This window comes from Nesterenkonia sp. LB17 (genome assembly GCF_022565915.1).
Taxonomy (GTDB): domain Bacteria; phylum Actinomycetota; class Actinomycetes; order Actinomycetales; family Micrococcaceae; genus Nesterenkonia.
This window is the reverse complement of record NZ_JAJOYX010000006.1, coordinates 89,226-106,574: the sequence shown is the minus strand read 5'-3', so window position 1 is coordinate 106,574 and position 17,349 is coordinate 89,226. Positions and strand designations below refer to the sequence as shown.

19 protein-coding genes are annotated in these 17,349 nt (G+C 64.8%); 11 read left to right on the top strand and 8 right to left on the bottom strand.

The genetic code is table 11. The features are described 5' to 3' along the window. The first annotated feature begins 99 nt into the window (after nucleotides 1–99). From LTH96_RS12245 to LTH96_RS12220, 6 genes are all read left to right on the top strand, one after another. Nucleotides 100–858, top strand: coding sequence for a YqjF family protein (locus LTH96_RS12245; protein WP_241466230.1), 759 nt, complete (start codon nucleotides 100–102; stop codon nucleotides 856–858). Between the two features lie 129 nt (nucleotides 859–987). Next, the gene (locus tag LTH96_RS13370; protein ID WP_241466228.1) at nucleotides 988–2,076 is read left to right on the top strand and encodes a glycosyltransferase; all 1,089 of its coding nucleotides are present in this window, start codon (nucleotides 988–990) and stop codon (nucleotides 2,074–2,076) included. 48 nt (nucleotides 2,077–2,124) lie between these two features. Next, nucleotides 2,125–2,565, top strand: coding sequence for an alternative ribosome rescue aminoacyl-tRNA hydrolase ArfB (gene arfB, locus LTH96_RS12235; RefSeq protein ID WP_241466226.1), 441 nt, complete (start codon nucleotides 2,125–2,127; stop codon nucleotides 2,563–2,565). Between the two features lie 190 nt (nucleotides 2,566–2,755). After that, nucleotides 2,756–3,862 (top strand): N(5)-(carboxyethyl)ornithine synthase, encoded by a 1,107-nt coding sequence (locus tag LTH96_RS12230; protein WP_370642762.1) that lies wholly within the window; start codon nucleotides 2,756–2,758, stop codon nucleotides 3,860–3,862. A gap of 31 nt (nucleotides 3,863–3,893) precedes the next feature. Then, nucleotides 3,894–4,397, top strand: coding sequence for an SRPBCC family protein (locus tag LTH96_RS12225; RefSeq protein WP_241466222.1), 504 nt, complete (start codon nucleotides 3,894–3,896; stop codon nucleotides 4,395–4,397). A 3-nt stretch (nucleotides 4,398–4,400) separates the two neighbouring features. Continuing rightward, a complete protein-coding gene (locus tag LTH96_RS12220; RefSeq protein ID WP_241466220.1) occupies nucleotides 4,401–5,177 on the top strand; it encodes an alpha/beta fold hydrolase in 777 nt (258 codons plus the stop codon). Nucleotides 5,178–5,223: 46 nt separating this feature from the next. On the opposite strand, the gene LTH96_RS12215 is transcribed toward LTH96_RS12220, so the two are convergent. From LTH96_RS12215 to LTH96_RS12190, 6 genes are all read right to left on the bottom strand, one after another. Then, the gene (locus LTH96_RS12215) at nucleotides 5,224–5,823 is read right to left on the bottom strand and encodes a hypothetical protein (protein WP_241466218.1); all 600 of its coding nucleotides are present in this window, start codon (nucleotides 5,821–5,823) and stop codon (nucleotides 5,224–5,226) included. Between the two features lie 96 nt (nucleotides 5,824–5,919). Further along, nucleotides 5,920–6,693: a heliorhodopsin HeR gene (gene heR / locus LTH96_RS12210; RefSeq protein WP_241466216.1), complete on the bottom strand. Its 774-nt coding sequence runs from the start codon at nucleotides 6,691–6,693 to the stop codon at nucleotides 5,920–5,922. A gap of 429 nt (nucleotides 6,694–7,122) precedes the next feature. Then, entirely contained in the window at nucleotides 7,123–7,323 is a 201-nt protein-coding gene (locus LTH96_RS12205; protein ID WP_241466214.1) for a DUF3817 domain-containing protein, read from the bottom strand. Between the two features lie 4 nt (nucleotides 7,324–7,327). Continuing rightward, entirely contained in the window at nucleotides 7,328–7,918 is a 591-nt protein-coding gene (locus tag LTH96_RS12200) for a TetR/AcrR family transcriptional regulator (RefSeq protein WP_241466212.1), read from the bottom strand. Further along, nucleotides 7,918–8,586 (bottom strand): GNAT family N-acetyltransferase, encoded by a 669-nt coding sequence (locus tag LTH96_RS12195; RefSeq protein WP_241466210.1) that lies wholly within the window; start codon nucleotides 8,584–8,586, stop codon nucleotides 7,918–7,920. Before LTH96_RS12195 ends, LTH96_RS12200 begins: the two co-directional genes overlap by 1 nt. Continuing rightward, the gene (locus LTH96_RS12190) at nucleotides 8,583–9,122 is read right to left on the bottom strand and encodes a hypothetical protein (RefSeq protein ID WP_241466208.1); all 540 of its coding nucleotides are present in this window, start codon (nucleotides 9,120–9,122) and stop codon (nucleotides 8,583–8,585) included. The genes LTH96_RS12195 and LTH96_RS12190 overlap by 4 nt, the downstream gene beginning before the upstream one ends. A 239-nt stretch (nucleotides 9,123–9,361) precedes the next feature. Here LTH96_RS12190 and LTH96_RS12185 point away from each other — a divergent pair, with 239 nt between their 5' ends. From LTH96_RS12185 to LTH96_RS12175, 3 genes are read left to right on the top strand one after another with little or no spacing between them, the layout of a single operon-like run. Beyond that, on the top strand, nucleotides 9,362–10,054 hold the full coding sequence (locus LTH96_RS12185) for a histidine phosphatase family protein (protein WP_241466206.1): 693 nt from the start codon (nucleotides 9,362–9,364) through the stop codon (nucleotides 10,052–10,054). A 24-nt stretch (nucleotides 10,055–10,078) separates the two neighbouring features. Beyond that, on the top strand, nucleotides 10,079–10,633 hold the full coding sequence (locus LTH96_RS12180; RefSeq protein ID WP_241466204.1) for a DUF3090 domain-containing protein: 555 nt from the start codon (nucleotides 10,079–10,081) through the stop codon (nucleotides 10,631–10,633). Further along, on the top strand, nucleotides 10,633–11,400 hold the full coding sequence (locus tag LTH96_RS12175) for an SCO1664 family protein (RefSeq protein WP_241466202.1): 768 nt from the start codon (nucleotides 10,633–10,635) through the stop codon (nucleotides 11,398–11,400). The genes LTH96_RS12180 and LTH96_RS12175 overlap by 1 nt, the downstream gene beginning before the upstream one ends. A 137-nt stretch (nucleotides 11,401–11,537) precedes the next feature. On the opposite strand, the gene LTH96_RS12170 is transcribed toward LTH96_RS12175, so the two are convergent. Further along, nucleotides 11,538–12,191 carry an SDR family oxidoreductase gene (locus tag LTH96_RS12170; RefSeq protein WP_241466200.1) on the bottom strand — a complete coding sequence of 218 codons (654 nt, stop codon included), beginning with the start codon at nucleotides 12,189–12,191 and terminating at the stop codon, nucleotides 11,538–11,540. A gap of 269 nt (nucleotides 12,192–12,460) precedes the next feature. Between LTH96_RS12170 and LTH96_RS12165 the strand changes: the two genes are divergently transcribed. Next, complete coding sequence (locus LTH96_RS12165; RefSeq protein ID WP_241466198.1) at nucleotides 12,461–13,693, top strand: trans-acting enoyl reductase family protein; 1,233 nt, start codon at nucleotides 12,461–12,463, stop codon at nucleotides 13,691–13,693. A gap of 413 nt (nucleotides 13,694–14,106) precedes the next feature. Here LTH96_RS12165 and LTH96_RS12160 read toward each other — a convergent pair whose 3' ends face one another. Next, the gene (locus LTH96_RS12160; protein ID WP_241466196.1) at nucleotides 14,107–15,555 is read right to left on the bottom strand and encodes a HEPN domain-containing protein; all 1,449 of its coding nucleotides are present in this window, start codon (nucleotides 15,553–15,555) and stop codon (nucleotides 14,107–14,109) included. A gap of 728 nt (nucleotides 15,556–16,283) precedes the next feature. Here LTH96_RS12160 and LTH96_RS12155 point away from each other — a divergent pair. Beyond that, complete coding sequence (locus LTH96_RS12155; protein WP_241466194.1) at nucleotides 16,284–17,156, top strand: deaminase; 873 nt, start codon at nucleotides 16,284–16,286, stop codon at nucleotides 17,154–17,156. Nucleotides 17,157–17,349 lie beyond the last annotated feature (193 nt).

Here is a 17,349-nt window from a genome sequence, read left to right as displayed (position 1 = left end):
GCGGCACCGTGCCCTGAGCAGATCCACGCTGGATAAGATGCTGATGAACTGCCGCTGCTCTTTCGAGCATCGACCTCCCTGCGCCGATGATGAGGTTTCATGATGGCTTTCAACGCACTCTCTCGAGAGGCTCCACCGCTGGGCGGCCCCGCCGTGCTGAGGCAGCGGTGGAGCGAGGTGTCCTTCGTGCATTGGCGGGTCGACCCCGGCGCCGTCGCGCCGTATATGCCTGAAGGCTGTTCCCCGGACGTGCTGGACGGCAGCTCCTGGGTGGGGCTCATCGGGTTCCAGATGTCGAAGAGCTCCTTCTTCGGCGGGCCGAGCATTCCGTGGCTCGGTGACTTTCCGGAGGTCAATGTGCGGCTCTACTCCATCGACGAGCACGGCCGCCGCGGAGTGGTCTTCCGCAGCCTGGAAGCCTCCCACCTGATCCCGGTGCTGGTCGCGCGGGCGGCGTTCGGGCTGCGGTATCAGTGGGCGTCGATGAAGATCCAGGCCTCCGACGGCGAGGTCGAGTACACGACGCGCCGGCATGGCCAGCGCGACGCCGCCTCCACGCTGCGGGTTCGTCCGATTCCTGACCCCGCGGCCGACGCTGAGCTGGCTCAGGACCCGGTGGCGGAATTTCTGACCGCCCGCTGGGGCTTCCATGAGCGGCATCTGGGGCGCACCATCTATTGCAGGAACAGCCATGAGCCGTGGCCGTTGCAGCACGCGGAGCTGGTCCACCTCGAGGACGGGCTGCTGGCCGCGGCGGGCTTCCCCGGGCTCAGCACGCGGGCACCCGATTCGGTGCTCTACGCCCCGGCGGTGACCACGGTCTTTGCTCCGCCGCAGCGGGGTCAGCGGCTGGGCTAGATCGGCCAGACCAGAGGGTGGGTGGATGCGATGCGACTGCTTCTGGCTGCCGCTGGCTCGCGCGGCGACGTTGAACCGTTCGCGGCGCTGACCAGGCGCGCCGTGAGCGCGGGCCATGAGGTGCGTTTGGTGGTTCCCGATAACTCAGGAGTCGACCTCAATGGGCTCGATGTCGTGAGCATGAGCGTGGACTACACGGCCATGATCACCCAGCAGGGGGTCTCAGCGGCCGCCGCGCTTCGCTCCTATCGTTCGATCATCCAACCGCTCATGCGGGCGGTGATCATCGAGTCCGCCAGGGCCGCCTTGGACTTCGAGCCCGATGTCCTCGTGGCGCACCCGAAGATCCTCTCTGCCGGGCTGGTCGCGGACGCACTCTCGATCCCCCACATTCGAGTCGAGATAGTGCCCGCGTTGACACCCACCAGCGCGTTCCCCGCCGCTGGAACCATCACTCGAGATCTCGGCCGGTTCAACCGCTCCACCTACCGTCTCGCCAGCGCAGGCGAGGCGATGTTCCGCAGGGATCTGAAGGACGTGTCGCGCATGGTCGGCAGCTTCACCAGGAGCCCCACACCGCCCGCCTCCACGCTGATGCCGATCAGTCCCGCGCTGCTCCACCGTCCCGCCAACTGGGACGACACGGTGCACATGACCGGGCCGTGGAAGCTGGATGGTCCGGAGATCGTGTCTCCGGAGGTGGCCGAGTTCATGGCCGAGGGCAACTTCGTCTACGCCGGATTCGGCTCGATGGCGGCCGGGAACCCACATGCTCGGGCACGGGAGGTCATCGGCGGGATCCGCGCCGCGGGTTTCCGTGGGCTGTTGGCGACCGGGCTCGGCGGCCTCGAGGTACCTTCTGAGCTGCGCGACGACGACATCCTGGTCACCGATGCCGTGGCCCACGCCGCAGTGCTGCCGGAAGCCACGGCCGCGGTGCATCACGGCGGCATCGGCACCGTCCATGCGGCGACGGCGGCCGGGGCTGTGTCGGTGCTGGTTCCGTTCATCGCCGATCAGCCGTTCTGGGCCGCGCGGCTGCGGGAGAAGGGTCTCGCAGCCGATCCGATCCCGCAGCGCAAGCTCACCGCAGATCGACTGAGCGCGGCACTGGGTGCCGCTGAAGACTTCCGCCCTAGGGTCCGCGCGGCCGCAGACACGATGGCGCACGAGGACGGCACCGGCAGCGCGCTGCGGATCATCGAAGGACTGGCGTGAGCCGACCTGCGCGTGAGCCCTCGGCCGCGGTGCGGCAGACTGGAAGGCGTGGAGAATCTGCGCGTACCCCCGGGGCCCGGGGCACCCCATGGCCTGCTCATCCCGGCAGGTGAGCTGCACGAGCAGTTCTCCCACGCCTCCGGGCCCGGCGGTCAGGGCGTCAACACCACCGACTCCCGCGTCCAGCTCAGCCTCGACCTGGCAACGACGACGTCGCTCACCGAGGTCCAGCGCAGACTTGCCCTGGATCGGCTGGCTGCCCGGCTGGCCGGCACGGTGCTCACCATCAGCGCCGCCGAGCACCGCTCCCAGCGGCGCAATCGGACCGCGGCACGTGAACGCCTCTCCGAGCTGCTCCGTGAGGCCATCGCTCCCCCGATCATCCGACGTCCCACGCGGCGCACGCGGGGGTCGCACCGGCGTCGGCTCGCAGGCAAGCGTGAACGCTCAGAGATCAAGGCGAACCGGCGCCGACCTGGTCGCGACTGAGGTCAGCAACTCGTGATCCGCTGTGGGAGATCGGCGTACAGTCGGGGAAGGAGCCGACCAGGGCTCCCTCAAGACGGGAATATCGATGTCAAGCACCACTTCCTCTTCCACCGCTGCCTCCGCCGAGACCTCGGAGGCGTCCTCCCCGAGCCGCGAATTGCTGAGTCTCGGGGTGCTCGCGAACTCTTCGATGGAGAACGAACGGCGCCTGCCGATTCACCCCCACCACCTGGACCAGATCGACCCGGACCTGCGCGCCCGGATGATCGTCGAGCGGGGCTACGGGTCTGACTTCCAGTTGGCACCCGATTACGTGGAGTCCCGCGTGGGCAGGGTCGCTGAACGTGCCGAGGTCATTGCATCTGCTGATGTCCTGCTCCTGCCCAAGCCGCAGGCGGCAGACGTGGCGGCGGTTCCCGAAGGCGGCATCCTGTGGGGCTGGCCGCACTGCGTCCAGGATGCCGGATTGACGCAGACTGCGATCGACAACCGGCTCACGCTGATCGCCTTCGAGGCGATGAACCATTGGACCCCTCGGGGTGATTTCAATCTTCACGTGTTCCACAAGAACAACGAGCTTGCCGGCTACTGCTCCGTGCTGCACGCACTGAGCCTGACCGGCTCGACCGGGGACTACGGTCCCCGGCTCAGCGCGGTGGTGATCGGCTTCGGAGCCACGGCCCGAGGTGCGGTGACGGCGCTCAAGGCGCAGGGAATCCATGACATCCAAGTCCTGACCCAGCGCGGTGCGACGGCGGTCGGCTCGCCGATCCACACCGCCCAGATCACCCAGCTCAAGACAGCGTCGGGCACGTCACCTCTGAGCGAGGTCCTCACCTCAGCCGGGGATGTCCCGCTGCCCGAGTTCCTGGCATCGCATGACATCGTCGTCAACTGCACGCTCCAAGACGTCACCGCGCCGCTGACGTATCTGCGGACCCAGGACCTGGAGCTCTTCTCTGGAGGCAGCCTGATCATCGACGTGTCGTGTGACCCGGGGATGGGCTTCGAGTGGGCGCAGACCACGACGTTCGACGATCCGATGTTCACCGTTGGACGAGGGGTCAACTACTACGCCGTCGACCACAGCCCGTCATACCTGTGGAACTCAGCCACCTGGGAGGTCAGCGCGGCGATCCTGCCGTTCCTGCGCACCGTGATGGAAGGCCAGGCCACCTGGGCGACGAGTCCGATCATCTCCCGCGCGATCGAGATCAACGAGGGCGTGATCCAGAACCCGAACATCCTGAGCTTCCAGCATCGTGAGCCGGCATATCCGCACACGCGGACTGCATAGGGCCGGACCGCCTAGAGAAGGTGACCCTCAGATGACCACAGGACCAGCAGCGACGGGGACCCTCGGCATCGGGCCTCACGGCAGGGAGCTCCAGCTTCAGCGCCGTTTCGCGGAGCCGCTCGAGACCATCTGGGCGGCGATGACGGACTCCGCGCAGCTCGGGAAGTGGATCGGGCGCTGGGAGGGAGATCCCGCCAGCGGGAAGGTCACTTTCTTGATGACCGCAGAGGGCGAGGACGCTCCGCCGGAGGAGTGCGAAATCCTGGAATGCAGCCCACCGCGCAGCCTTACCGTGCAGACCAGCGTCGGACCGGCTGTCTGGCACCTGCGCTTCGAGCTGAGCCACCAGGACGGCATCACCACCCTGCTCTTCGCCCAGCGGATCGGCGATGACCCGCTGGGCAGCATCGGCCCCGGGTGGGAGTACTACCTCGACCGACTCTCGGCGGTCCTGGGTGGAGCGGATCCCGCGGGTGTGGAGTGGAATGACTACTACCCCAGGCTTTCGGCGCCTTACGAGGCACTGGAGAGCTGAGCCTTGACAGCGGATTCCCATCAATGGCCGCTGGAGCACGGGCCACAGGATGGCGAGACCATCATCTTCCTCCCCGGAAACAGCACCGGGAGCTGGATGTGGGCACCCCAGGTGGAGCGTCTCCCCGACCGCCACCTCCTCACCCCGGACCTGCCAGGCCTCGGCGAGCGCTATCGGGAGCCGTGGCCAGGGCTGGCCGGAGCCGCCGACGACGTCGCCGGGGTCATCCGCGCGCACGCACTTGATGGCCGCGCCCATGTGGTGGGACTGTCACTCGGCGGTCTCGTGGTCGTGCGCCTGCTGCATCGCCACCCGGAGCTTGTACGCAGCACCGTGGTCACCGGAGCTCCAGTCGCCGGACTGACCAGGATCGAACGCCTCCTGATCCCCCCGCAGATTCCGCTCCTGCGCAGACGCTGGTACTGGAACGCCCAGGCGATGGCCTTCGGGGTCCCGCCCGACAGCAGGGAGTTGTTCGTGGATTCCGCCGTGCGGGTCTCCGCGGAGACGAACCGGCTGACCTACCGGGAAGTCGCCGCAGGGTGCATGCCCGCAAGTCGGTTCCATTACTCAGGGCCAGTCCTGGCGATTGCCGGAGAGAAGGAACAGCGTTCGGTGCGCGATGGCTTCCCGGTTCTGCGTCAGTCGCTTCCACAGCTGCAGACGTGGATCGCTCCGAAGATGCACCATCCTTGGAACATCGAGGACCCGGATCTGTTCAGCAGGCTCATTCGCGAATTCGCCGATACGGGGACCTGGGAGCCTGCGGAACGGGTCTGACACAGGTTGAATCCCCCGCTCTGCGGCAGTCGGTCCACGGAGCCGGTTAGACGTAGGAGTCGAAGTGCTCGACGCCGAGGTCTTCGTCGGGCCAGAGGGAACCCGCGGCGTGTCCCAAGAACAGCTTCGGATAGTAGGTCCACGCGAACCACGGGGCGACCGCCGACCTTCGCAACGCGTGATCAAGAAGCAGACCACCCACTTTGAGGATCGCCCCGAGACTCCGTCGCCGAGACGGACAGCTGCGGGTGATCGCTGTGGCTAGCATCATGTAGCCGTAGTGAGCAGACGCCCAGCTCACACCGTTGCTCCGCTCCCCGATGCGCTGATCCACGGCGCCCACGATCAACGGGTGTACATGAAGGGCAGCGAACGCGCAGTGCTCGCGTGTCCCCTGCCCGGCGCGTTCATACCAGCGGACGCACGCCCGGGTGTTGTTGACGTAGGCGCCGCCGAACAGATCCAGAGCCAGGGCGCCCAATGCCGCCTGGGAGAACCGTCCCGCGCCAGCGCGCTTCGCTGACCGGTAGGAGTAGAAGAGGCCGATGATCCCGGAACTGACCGCTAGCGTGTTGTTTGCGCGGGTGGCCTCTGGCCCGACGAATTCTGCCCAGCTGCGCCTGAGGGACTCGACCCGAGCAGTCATCTGATACCCCCATCATCGGCCAGGCTCAGGGTGACAGCAGGAGGGTTGCGGCGGCGCGGCGTGCTCGCGGCGCGGCGCCACGACCAGCAAGTGGGCTCAGGCGGCGAGGGTGCCGGCGAAGATCTGCCACGCCAGCGCGGACTTGGCCGTGAGGCTGAGCGTGATGTAGAGCCGCTCCCCCAGCAGGTAGTCGCGGAACCGTCCGACCGGGCGGTACTGCAGCCACTGGACCACGGCGAACACGTTGAAGAACAGGAACAGCGAGACGATGATCGCATAGACGAATCCTGGCGGCTCGGCCCCGGTGGTGGAGCCAGGAGCCAGGGTGTAGATCACGATGCCGACCCAGGGCACGATCCCGGCGATGCACCCGAAGACGAACGGCAGCCATCCGCCGTCGCCGGGCTCGTGGTAGCGCTCCTGGAGCCAGCCGAAGAGGATCATCGAGGCGTTGACGCCGAACAGCGCCAGCAGCGCGACCACATCGAAGATGCCGACCAGCTGGGCGATGATCACGATCATCAGCGAGCTGGACAGTGAGTACTCCACCCAGCGGAAGTAGTTGTGCCCGTTCGCCAGCCCCGCGCGGTAGCGACCGAAGAACGGCGGCGAGGCCACGATGGCGTGGAACAGAGCGGACAGGAACAAGAACGCCGCAATCGCCAAGGGGATCGGCAGGTCCCACAGGGTGACCGCCTCACCTGGAGGGGTGCCGGGTGGACCGGCGGGGTAGCTGCCCGTGACCGGAAGGGTGAAGTCGGTGGCGAGCAGAACCACCGCCACGGCTTGGGCCGCGTGAACGACTGCGGCAATGATGTTGTACCTGCGCAGGCCGGTGTAGCGCCCTGCGTCGATCTCAGTCGTAGTCACGGCGCTCCGATCGTCGGCTCACTCTTCCTCCTAGAGTAGTCAGCGGCCAGGTTGGCCGTCCAGGGACTGGAAGGCAGCCCCGTCGGTCGCTGGAGACGCCGAGCCAGCGATCCTCACCGTCCAGCCCGGTCCCGCCTGCGGCGATCGCCGCTGATTCCCCCACCAGGAAGTCACACGATCAGACGTTGAAGCGGAACGATCACGCGGGGTTTCGGCTGTTGGTGGTCACCGTTGGCCGACACCGAGAAATGCGGTCCAACCTGCGGAAACGCATTTTCGGCGCCGTTGGGCGTCATCGGCGATCGTCGGTCTCGGCCGGACTTCTTGTGATTATCTGCGGACCGCCAGCCTCGCCGGCATCGAGCTCCACGACCTGGCCTGCACCCGCCAACACCGCCGGGAGACAGCCCGGAGAAGCGAGCTGCCCGGTCAAGTACGAAGAGCCTGGTTGACGGCGGTGAGCACCGCAGTGGCGCTGTGGGCGAGAGTGACGAAGCCGTGGATGCGGCCGCTGATCGTCACTACCGGTGCGAAACCCGTCGTAGCGCGAATGATGAGGCCGGCGAAGAGCAGGGTCCAGGTGATCGCTTCGGAAATGGCGACGACACGGGAGAGCTTCTTCGGTGTCATGAGTTCATGAGATCACCTCCACAGCGAGGCCTCGTGCAGCGAAGTGGGCGCGCAGAAGACGGTCGACGCGAGCGTGCAACTGGGCCCGGTCGGGCACGCGATGCTGCAGCACCGTGAGAAGGCCCGAGCCTTCGACGAGCGCCATGACGTCGCCGGCCAGCGTTCGGGCGGCGGCGGGGTTCTCGCCGGGCACGACCGACGCCAGAGATGCGGTGAGTTCGGCTTCGATGTGGTCGGCAGCGGCCTCTAGCGCAGGCTGCACGCGAGGCGCAACGGCGATGAGGAAGGCGTAGTACGAGAGTGGGGGTGCGAACTGCGCGATGCTCTCGATCGAGTCGACGTAATCGTCGACGAGCCGGTGAGTGAGGGCGACCGGGGTCGTGGGTCGAGGCTGTTGCGGGTCGGTGAGCGAGTCAGTGAAGAACCGTTCGATCACGGCCTCGAGCAGAGCCTCCTTGCTCTCGAAGTGGTGGTACAGGGCCCCCTTCGAGTAGGGCACCTCAGCGAGAATACGCGCCAGGCTCGCGCCGTCGTAGCCGTTCTCGAGAAACAACCGAAACGCTGCGTCGACGATACTCGCTCTGGCGTCTGACATCACGGCACCTCGTCGTTCTCCCCGTCGGGAGTGCCGGCCTGCGCCATGACGTGCACCTCGCACTGCGCAACGGGAACGACGCCGAGCAGGGTGAAGCCCCAGCGGGCATAGAGTTCGGCGTTGCCGGGGCTCTCAGTCTCGAGCCTGACCCCCCACGACCGGGAGTCTTGGCGCGCACGCTGCAGCGTGTGGTCGACCAGTAGTCGACCGACCCCGAGACCTCGAGCGGATTCGGTGACTCCCACGGCGACGAGCACGTGGTGGGGGTGAGGAGGCGCCAGCCTGCGCGAGGCGAGGTCGGCGTCGTTGAGGAGCGTCAAGGCCCCCGGCGCGAGGTGGCGGGCGAGCAGGAGAAAGCGTGCGCCCGAGATCATCCGTGCGCCCCTGGCCCGCAGTGTTCTCGCCAGGGTGCCGCTCTGCGGGTCGGCGATGAGGGCCGCGCCGATGATGGTGCCCGCGCGCTCGGCGAGAACGAGCTCGCCGCCGGCGTTCAGGGTACCGACGATGGAGGCGCGGAACACTGCCTCGCGAGCGGCCTGCGGGTGCTGCGTGGTGCTGGTCGCGGCGGCGATGAGGGGATCGTGCACGAAGGCCTGCGCCAACATGCGGGCCGCACCATCGCGATCCCGGCATTCAGCGGGGCGCAGCGTGACGTCTGCCAGGGTCACGGCCCCGTCGCCCCGCTGTGGTCGACGGCGAACGACAGCACGACCTTGATCGCGAACAGCGCCGTGATGAACAGCAGCACGGACGTCGTCTCGGCAACCAGGGCAGTCGCGCCGAGCACGATGACTATGCCCAACCCGGCCGCAGGTCGCTGCACGGGCGAGCCCTGCAGCAACACGACGGCGGTGCCTGCCGCGATCGTGAGTGCCCACCCGATGAGCGCAGGGAACAAGGGCAGCCCGAGAAGCAAGGCGACGATGGGCAGGTGTACATGCACCGCGATGAAGACCGCTCGGCGCTTGGCGCTCACCGCATAGTGGTCGTTCGTGCCTCGCGTGAAGTTGGCGACAACTCCTGCCGCGATGTCGGCGACGAGCAGCGCGGCCAGCACGGCTCGCCAGAGCTCGACGGTGAGCAAGGCCGGCAGCACGGCGAGCACGGCAATCGGCACGGCGAGCAGCACGAGCGTGATTGACGCGGCCGACTGGTGCGCGCCGAAGACATCGTGAAGCGAGGAGGGTATGCGGAGAGTACCCATGAGGCGACAGTACCGACTGGTCGGTATGGCGTCGAGAGTGCACATCTGATGGGCCGGATCGTGCGTGCGTGCCGGAGTGCGAGAGCGAGGGCTAGACGGAATGGAGTGCCCGCCCTGGTTTGGGTGATTGCAGGCCGGGGCCTCACTCACGCAATCTCGTGGTCCTGAAAGTCTGACTTGGCCCCACCGGCACTGGAACCTCCACCGCGTTGCGTCGCCCGGGTGGTTAGGCTGACTGGATGGCGACAGTGATTCTCGTGCGGCACGGCCGCTCCATAGCAAATGCCACTGGGCTGCTGGCCGGCAGGGCCGTCGGCGTCAGCCTGGACCAGTTCGGGCGCGACCAAGCGGCTCACACCGGAGACCGGCTCGCGGCCGTTCCTCTGGTCGCGGTGGTGTCGAGCCCCCTTGAGCGTTGTCAACAGACCGCCCAGCACATCCTCGATCGCCAGGCGGGCACGCCATACGCGCCGGTCGACCCCGATCTCACCGAATGCGATTACGGCCAGTGGCAGGGCCGCATGCTCACCGATCTCGCGACCGAGGATCTGTGGCCGCTGGTGCAGTCGCAGCCATCCGCCGTCGTCTTTCCCGACGGTGAATCGATGGCCGCGATGCAGGCTCGGTCGGTGGCAGCGATTCGCCGCCACGATGCAGCCCTCGAAGCCGAGCATGGACCCGAGGCCGTGTGGGCAGCGGTCAGCCACGGTGACATCATCAAGTCGATCCTCGCCGACGCGCTCGGCATGCACCTTGACCTGTTCCAGCGCATCAACGTGGGCCCCGCATCCGTGTCGATCGTGCGCTACGGCGCTGGCCGACCGAGCGTCCACGCGACCAACACCGACGCGGGTGATCTTTCGTGGCTGTCGAAGGGCATCCACTCTGGGGATGCGCCGGTGGGCGGCGGCGCAGGGCACAAGACGCCGTGAATCTAGAACGCCTAGAATACTGACATGCCTACACGTGTTCACGAGTTCGACTGGCCCGATCGGGCCGTCGTCGGCACCATCGGCCCTCCGGGGGCGCGCACGTTTTACCTGCAGGTGCGCTCAGGGAAGCAGCTGGTGAGCATCGCGCTCGAGAAGCAGCAGTCGGCTCTGCTCGCGGAGAAGATCGATGAGATCCTCGACCAGCTCATCACCGTCGAGGGCAACCGCTACAGCGTTCCCACGAGCACTCCCGTTGAACTTGTCGACAACGACCAGCTCGAGGCTGTTGAGGAGGATTTCCGCACCGGTGCCATGAGCCTGGGCTGGGACCCGACCACGGCCCAGATCGTGATCGAGGCCCACCCCATCACGGACGCCGATGTTGATGGATATGGTGATTCGCCTGACCAAGACGACGCTCAGGTGACCGAGATGCTGCTGGTGCGACTGCCGGTCGGCACCGCCCGTGCATTCGCAAAGCGCACCCTCGAGGTCGTGGGCGCCGGGCGCCCGGCGTGCCCGCTCTGTGGTTACCCCGTGGACGCCGAGGGACATACCTGCACCGTTGCCGAGGGCTGATGGCGGCGACGGACCTGGTGACTGCGGAGCTGACGCTCACCGGGCGCATCAGGACGGCTTCCAATGCGACGTTCCTGGGCAGCATCGGCGACGTGACCGTGGTCTATAAGCCGATAGCCGGCGAAAGCCCGCTGTGGGACTTTCCCGACGGAACCCTGGCGCACCGGGAGATCGCCGCCTACCTCGTCTCGCAGGCCCTCGGCTGGGGCGTGGTCCCGCACACCTGGCTGCGCGATGGTCCCTTGGGCGAAGGAATGGTACAGCTCTGGCAGGAGCAAGACCCCGATCACAGCGCCGTCGATCTGGTCGCGACGGACCACGTGCCGAAGGCGGGCTGGAAACACGTTCTCGAGGGGCGAGACGAAAACGGGCGGATGATCACGCTCATTCACGAAGACTCGCCAGCGCTGCGGCACATGGCCGTGTTCGACCTGGTCGTCAACAACGCCGACCGCAAAGGCGACCACATTCTTGCGATGACGGACGGCCACCGGCACGGCGTGGACCATGGGCTCACCTTCCACCGTGACCACAAGCTGCGCACGGTCCTCTGGGGATGGCTGGGAGACGCTCTGACCGCCGAGGAGCGCGAGGGCATCGATCGGGTCAGCGAAGGACTGCACGGTGACCTGGGCCGAAACCTGGCGGACCTGCTCAGTGCCGAAGAAGTCGCAGCGCTCGCTGCGCGCTGCTCCAGGTTGCGCCTGACGGGGCGGTTTCCGGCTCCCGCCGGTGAGATGTCGGCGGTTCCCTGGCCACTGTTCTGAGGAAGTCGCCCGGCCCTCAGCAATGAACCCACTTCGGAGTCCATCCGAATCTCTGGCGCTGTATTCGTAAGGCCAGGCTCGCACTCTCGAGTCGGGCCTTTCGCATACGAAGCTCAGTCTCATCATCTCGGCTGCGCCTAGAAGGCGGTGCTGGGCAGATCCTTCTCGCCATTGACGATCGCAGTGATGATCCGCGCTGCAACGAGGTCTGGATCCAGCGGCGCTCCGAATCGCGGCGCTGACCCGGCGATCGGGTGCTCGGACAGCGAGGTGCCGGTGTGGCCAGGGCGGGCATCCAGGAGTCGGATGCCCGCGCGACGATACTCGCGCGCCGCTGCGACGACGAAGGCCGCGAGCCCAGCTTTCGACGCCGAATATGCTGCCAGTCCTGCGACCGGTGTCTCAGCGACGACGCCGCTCAGTGTCACCACGAAGGGCTCCCGGCCGTCCTGTGCCGAGGCCGCGAGGTAGGACTGGCTCTGGGTGATGAGCTGGATCGCACCGGTCGTGTTCACAGCGAACAGCTCATCCACCGTGGCAGGTTCAATCTCCGAAGCGGCGCCGAAGGCGACGACCCCGGACGCAACCACCAGCCCGTCGAGGCGCCCGTGCTGTGCAATCGTGGCATCCAGCACCTCCCGAATCACCGAGAGTTCTCGCAGATCGTGCCCAGCAGACTTCGACGACCGGGAAACAATGGCGCCGTTGCTCTCCAGCCGATCGGCGATCCGCGAGCCGAGCCCGCCGGTGGCGCCGACTACCAGAACAACCGCACCCTGAAGATTCGTCATGGATAGACCCTAGATCACGTGCGGCAGGTAGCCCAGCCCTAGTCGGTTCGCTGGGGCCGTCTCGAAATTCATTGAGCTACACGTTAAACCTGAACTCCACCACGTCGCGTCACCGGGTAACCTCTGCGGTTGGAGGACTGGGCAGGGCACCACGCCTCGCGAACTAATGATGATCTGTGATCTGGTTCTGGGGTGACGGAGCGCTTCAGCGCTAGGAGAGGGATTCACTTTCCGGTGCCGGTGCCGGTCTGCTGTGGAAGACTGCCGGCATGGAGTCCCCAACGCGCGACCACGACCTCGTCCTCTTTGGTGCGACCGGCTTTGTCGGGGAACTGGTTGCTGGATACCTTGCGCACCACGCTCCACCGGACCTGCGAGTGGGACTCGCGGGGAGGTCGAGGGTAAAGCTCGAAGCCGTACGGTCCAGACTGCCTGTCGCCGCTCATGACTGGGCCATCATTGAGGCCGATACGGGGCGCCCTGACTCGCTCGCGGCCATGGCCACGGGCACCAGAGTTCTCTTCACCACGGTGGGTCCCTACGCGAAATATGGACTGTCGGTTGTCAAGGCGTGTGCCCGCGCCGGCACCCACTACGGGGACCTGACGGGCGAGGTGTCCTTCGTCCGTGAAGCTATCGACCGTTGGGATGCCCTTGCGAGGAGTACAGGTGCACGGATCGTCCATGCGTGCGGCTATGACTCCGTCCCGTCGGACCTCGCGGTGCTCCTCCTGCACCAGGCCGCGCAGGCTGATGGCGCGGGCGGACTGACCGAGGTGCAGCTCGTCGCCCGGGCGAAGGGCGGTTTCAGCGGCGGCACCATCGAGTCCATGCGTGGTCAGCTCGACGGTATGAGGACGGACCCTGTGCTGCGATCGCTCGCGGGCGATCCCTACTCCCTCAGTCCAGACCGGACGGCGGAGCCCGCGACCCGGCAACCTCCGGATCTGGGGTGGATCAGCCGTTCGGATGACGGCCCGTGGGCCGCGCCCTTCATCATGGCGTCGGCGAATACGCGGATCGTACGTCGCAGCAATGCCCTCCAGGGTTGGGCCTACGGTCGGTCCCTGCGGTACGGCGAAGTGATGGGTATGGGGCGAGGGCCTGTCGGCGCCGTCACCGCCGGGGCGACGGCGCTTGGCCTGCGGCTGTTCGGAGCCGCACTGGCCCTACCCTTGACGAGGAAATTACTGGACCGTGTCCTTCCGTCGCCCGGTGCGGGCCCGAGCGAGGCCGCGCGGCGCTCAGGCTGGTTCCGTTCCCAGGTGACTGCTTCCACGGAGAGCGGCCAGCGCTATCGTGCCATCGCAGCCGGGCCCGGCGATCCGGGATACGCCGCCACCGCCGTGATGGCCGGAGAGACAGCGCTCTCACTTGCCCTCGACGGCGACCGTCTGCCGCCCGCCACAGGATCGCTGACCCCGGCGACCGCCCTCGGTAACATTCTGGTTGAGCGGCTGCGCGAGGCAGGCCATACCTATGAAATCACGTCCCTCACCTGACGCCGGAAGTGAGGCACTGGGCGTGCTTAACGTCTAGAGAAAAGTTGGAGGCCCGCTGAGCAGGACGGAAAGCAAGCCGTGTCCTCAGGCAGACAAGCGAATGAGCTCGAAAAGCAGGAGTTTTACGTGGACCGTGAAACCAGTCACCGGCCCCCTACTGGAACCTTCCGCTGCCCTCCACGGGCAAGTCACAGCTCGATGGCGTGAGTGAACTCTCTAACGGCGCGGATTCAGTGGCCAAACCTGACCACGACGAGAACGATCGGAAAGAGATGAAGTCTGTGGTCAGGGGCTGATGCTAAACGTTGAACCTGAACTCCACCACGTTCCGTAGCTGAATAACCTGTAGCGAACGAGAGCAGCTCGTCGACCTTCTCCACGCTCTCCGTGAAAGGCTTGATAGGCTACCGACTCTAGGGCTTTTGACTATCGGGCAAAGCCCCAAGTTCTTGGCAACGCTCCCGAAGTACGCTTATTCGCGGATGATTCAACAGAGCCTCCTCCATTTTTTTGACGGGAATCCCAAGTTCCGTCAGTAGCCCCAGGTAAGTAACCAGACGCACGCAGTCCGCGATGACCTTTAAATGGTAAAAGTCGCCAACTTCACGATGCTTCTCTGCGCCTCCGTGATCAACGTGATTTCGCATCCAGACGGCCCAGTCCGCCCACTTCCCAGCATCAAGGTCTAACCCCGTCCGAAGACTCTCGGGTAATCTTCCATGCAAATCGATCAACCGATCCTCAAGCTTGGTATTCCGAGACCCGGATAGACACCATCGATGCAGGCCTTCTGCGGCCGCTAGTACCTGGCTGATGTGCTCTTCGACCAGTTTCGGTGAGTGTCCAATCAGGCCTACTGCCAAGTTCCACGCATAGCGCCCTTGCGGTTTAGAACCTAGCCGCTGCCACGCCTCCAGATAACTTTCCAAACTGACGTCGTCGAAGGTGAAGACCATCCGATCATTCTGGGTCCGTGCATCAGGAGCACTGTGTTGACCAAGACGGCACAGCAGCGAAACCTCGTGTCCGTCTCCTGTTATGGCGCTCATTGAAGTGACGGCACTGCTGCCGAAGGTCGCCAAGCGGAGAAGTTCAAGTAGGGGACTAATTCTTGAAGGCACGTCGACGGCTTTAAATGCACTGCCCGTTGGATTGATGCGCACTCGCGCACCCTCCGAGAGCTCCACACGTCGTCCAGTGCGGGTGCGCCTCATCATTAAGTCAAGTTTGAGGTTGGGCATCATCTCCGTAGCAGGGGAGACGAACGGACGGGTGGCGAAAGTGTCTATGAAGTAGGTAGCGTCCTCTGTCGAACCGCTTGCCCACGCCGCTCTGCGACCTCCGATCACAGGGAGCGCGTACGGCATAAGCTCACTCCCGTCCTCAGTCTGTTCGCCAGGCGTGTCTACCCCCTCCATCCTGATCCACCGCGGGGGACTAAACCTGCCGTCGCCCGTCAAGTAAGAAAGGTCATCGAGAACGACAGTCACGCTTTGGAAAACTGGCTCTTCCGGCGAGGGTAACTGAGCACCCACACACAGCCAGGAAGAGCGCCAAAACTGTTCCAATGGCTGGTTGTTTACGTCCGTCGTGTAATTGCCAAGCTCAGCTTCCCACAACGTGATCAATTTCCCCGCGACGGTCTCGCCGTAAATTGTCCCTCGTTGGCTACTGCGATCCCAGGTCTCTGCGGCCGTCCACGACTTCTCAGCAGCTTGCTCATACTTCGCATTGGTGGAGAATCCACCAATCAGCTCCAGTTCAGCTCCTCCATCTTGGCTCCAGGTCAGAATGCCGGGGACCCGAGTATCGTTCGCAGAGGGAAGGTGCCACCACCCTTTGATTCGTTGCTCGTCACTCATTCTCATAGATTTCAGCCTAGTATCCACACTCAAATTGCCGCGCTCCCTGCGGCCTCTACTCGTCAAGCAACCCCAGCGCCATCAATATTTTCAACCTGTCTCTTCGACATCAAAGTAGACGGCCGCCAAGAGTAGTATCAGCCTCGTTAGTCGCCCCAGGCCATCCACCACCTGCAGGTTGTTCTCCTGGAGCATGTCCGTGGTCTGGTCCAGCGTGATGATCGTGCTCAGGAAGTGCGCACCGCCTGCTCAGACCAAATCCTCGAAGCGTTTCTCCCACTACGCTCTGAGCCAGGAGTACTCGCGCTGGTAGCGAGGGATCCGAACGACACGTTGCCTTCATTGCCAGATAGCGTGTGGACACGCGTACCGATTAGCCGACCAATTCGTGGGATTTCCCTCTGGGTCTAACGATGCGACGCGTGCAACGCGGCGGAGAAGGCTCGAGTTGGGAACCCCTTCCGCTGTCTACAGGAGCCGCCGGGCATCGTCGGGTCGTGTGATGTTAATGGGTTAGACCTTGAAGCTGAACTCACCCGCGTTCCTTCACGGAAGAGGGTCTAGTCCGCAAATTCAGACCGTCTAATCCGTTCCGCGGTCGGACTAGGCCGTGACCGTCCGCCCCTTCCGACATGCCTAAGGCCACCTGCTCTGCGGTCTAAGCGTGCCAATTGACCCCACTGAGCCATAGATTTAAGAACTTGGTATATGAATGTCACTATGAGCGCATGGGGACTTCGAGGGAACCGCGTTCGGGAAGTAAACCCTTGAATCGAACGCTCTCGACGCGAGCGATTGAAGAGGCCCGGAAGTCTCCAGGGAACGCTCGTGTCGGCGCTGTTATCGCCCGAGGCGACAACATCCTGGCCACTGGTTACAAGGATGAGGTCAAAGGTCTTCACGCAGAGCAAGTAGCCCTCCAGAAAGCCTGCGCGTCCAACACGAACCTCTCAGGAGCTTCCATGTACACAACGCTGGAGCCGTGTGCGAACTCCAGGACGCTGCGGGCCCCCTGTGCGAAGCTCATTGCGGATGCAGGCATAGCCATCGTTCACATCGGTCAATACGACCCCAATCCTCAAGTCAACCGCCTTGGCTGGAAGTACCTGCGCGACCACGGCGTCCGGCTCCGAGATTTTCCGGCGGACCTCCGCCAGCAGGCGCGCGAAGCCAGCGAAAACTTCACACGATTGTTCACAAACGGCGTCGGAATGACCGCAGGTGCGAAGTTTGACTTCACAACTAACGGCGGCCGCTTCACCATCAGTGTCGACGAGCACCTCAACGCTCCCTCGTGGGAAACCAAATGGACCAATTGCGATGCTTCAGCCATCTACCTTAATGGCGGCGTGTCCGGTGTCGTCGCGCTAGCTCGCTACGCGAATGAATTCGATGAAATCGACGATCCAGACGCGCTCGATTACGGCGATCATTCCCCAAGGATTGACGTTGGGTCTATCGGTGTCATGCGCAATCACCACGGACATGTTCTCTGCAAAGTCACCGCGATCGAACCCACGGTTGACTATGGCGGCACCGGTCACGTCTCAGTCACCATCAGATGGGAGATTCGACTAGCCACTAGCGAGCCGGAAGTTTAGGCGCTTCAGCGTCTCCAAGTCCCTGCACCAAATGCTTGCTGAGCACGGCGAGAGGATCGGCGCGCGACGTGCCGGACGCGGTGCACATCGACTCTGAACTCCCGTGCAAGCCGGCGAGACTATTCGCGCGCAAGCTACTCCTCATTCTCCGTGTAATGGACAACTTTTCGCCCACGGTGAGAGTCTCGCTCGA

What these genes read in the sequence shown, in the direction of transcription:
- LTH96_RS12245 (WP_241466230.1), top strand. Translation starts at nt 100, where the DNA reads ATGATGGCTTTCAACGCACTCTCTCGAGAGGCTCCACCGCTGGGCGGC.
- LTH96_RS12230 (WP_370642762.1), top strand. Translation starts at nt 2,756, where the DNA reads ATGGAGAACGAACGGCGCCTGCCGATTCACCCCCACCACCTGGACCAG.
- LTH96_RS12225 (WP_241466222.1), top strand. Translation starts at nt 3,894, where the DNA reads ATGACCACAGGACCAGCAGCGACGGGGACCCTCGGCATCGGGCCTCAC.
- LTH96_RS12215 (WP_241466218.1), bottom strand. Translation starts at nt 5,823, where the DNA reads ATGACTGCTCGGGTCGAGTCCCTCAGGCGCAGCTGGGCAGAATTCGTC.
- LTH96_RS12205 (WP_241466214.1), bottom strand. Translation starts at nt 7,323, where the DNA reads ATGACACCGAAGAAGCTCTCCCGTGTCGTCGCCATTTCCGAAGCGATC.
- LTH96_RS12200 (WP_241466212.1), bottom strand. Translation starts at nt 7,918, where the DNA reads ATGTCAGACGCCAGAGCGAGTATCGTCGACGCAGCGTTTCGGTTGTTT.
- LTH96_RS12190 (WP_241466208.1), bottom strand. Translation starts at nt 9,122, where the DNA reads ATGGGTACTCTCCGCATACCCTCCTCGCTTCACGATGTCTTCGGCGCG.
- LTH96_RS12185 (WP_241466206.1), top strand. Translation starts at nt 9,362, where the DNA reads ATGGCGACAGTGATTCTCGTGCGGCACGGCCGCTCCATAGCAAATGCC.
- LTH96_RS12180 (WP_241466204.1), top strand. Translation starts at nt 10,079, where the DNA reads ATGCCTACACGTGTTCACGAGTTCGACTGGCCCGATCGGGCCGTCGTC.
- LTH96_RS12175 (WP_241466202.1), top strand. Translation starts at nt 10,633, where the DNA reads ATGGCGGCGACGGACCTGGTGACTGCGGAGCTGACGCTCACCGGGCGC.
- LTH96_RS12170 (WP_241466200.1), bottom strand. Translation starts at nt 12,191, where the DNA reads ATGACGAATCTTCAGGGTGCGGTTGTTCTGGTAGTCGGCGCCACCGGC.
- LTH96_RS12165 (WP_241466198.1), top strand. Translation starts at nt 12,461, where the DNA reads ATGGAGTCCCCAACGCGCGACCACGACCTCGTCCTCTTTGGTGCGACC.
- LTH96_RS12160 (WP_241466196.1), bottom strand. Translation starts at nt 15,555, where the DNA reads ATGAGTGACGAGCAACGAATCAAAGGGTGGTGGCACCTTCCCTCTGCG.
- LTH96_RS12155 (WP_241466194.1), top strand. Translation starts at nt 16,284, where the DNA reads ATGGGGACTTCGAGGGAACCGCGTTCGGGAAGTAAACCCTTGAATCGA.